1 protein-coding gene is annotated in these 871 nt (G+C 71.3%); it reads right to left on the bottom strand.

Features of this window, described 5'->3' with window-relative positions; genetic code table 11:
- A partial coding sequence (locus ACYVD5_RS27935; protein WP_461004163.1) for an IS982 family transposase occupies positions 1-867 on the bottom strand: 867 nt, incomplete at its 3' end.
- Positions 868-871: the final 4 nt, after the last annotated feature.

Raw genomic sequence — 871 nt, 5'->3', positions numbered from 1 at the left:
CTTGACCGGGGCATCGATCAACCAGTTGTGCCAGATCGCGGCGTTGAGGGCGCAGATGCGCTGGCAGGTGCGCGCCCACAGCCCTTCGGTGGTGCGCGCGGCGTGGCGCTCCAGCCCGAGCTGGTTCTTCAACGTCCAGATGACCGCCTCGATGCGTTGGCGCAGCCACCCGGGAAACGACGGGTCCTCGGGCTCGTCCTCGCGGGCCGGGCGGACCAGCACGTGGCCCAGCCCGGCCGCGGCGCTCTCGATCCCGGCCCCGGCGAAGCCCTTGTCGCACACGATCGGGCACGGCCCCGGTGCGGCCTGCTGGACGTGCAGCAGGTGCAGGGCCTGCTTGCGCTCGTCCAACTCCTTGGGGTGGGCCAGGCTGAACGCGCACACCGCCCCCTCGGCGGTGGTGACCAGCATGAGCTTGGCGCCCCAGTAGAAGGCGTGGTGGGACTTGTCCATCCCGTAGCCGGCGATCCCGCCCAGGCCGGAGCGGTTGACCGTGACCCGGGAGGCGCCGCAGCGCACCGGGGTGCCGTCCATCAGCCGCAGCGGCTCCTGCCAGGTCGGGATCTGCCGGGCCAGCCACAGCGCCGCGGCGAGCAGGGCAGGGGCCAGATCGCGCACATGGCGGTTGTACTCGGACTGGCCCGGCAGGCGCGGGAAGAGGTGGCCGATCCGGTGCGGGGCCGATCGCAGCCATCGGCGCTCGTCGTCGCAGCGCAGGAGTACTTGGGCTGTGGCCACGCAGACGAGTTCGGCGTCGGTGAGCCGCCGTTTCGGGCCGCGTTTGCGGGGTTGTCGGGCCGAAGGCAGGACGTGGTCGTCCAGGTGGACATAGAGTGCGGTGAGAAGGGCGTCGAGGTTTGTCTTCACACAC

It is taken from the genome of Streptomonospora sediminis (assembly GCF_054778995.1).
This window is presented reverse-complemented; position numbering and strand designations above follow the sequence as displayed.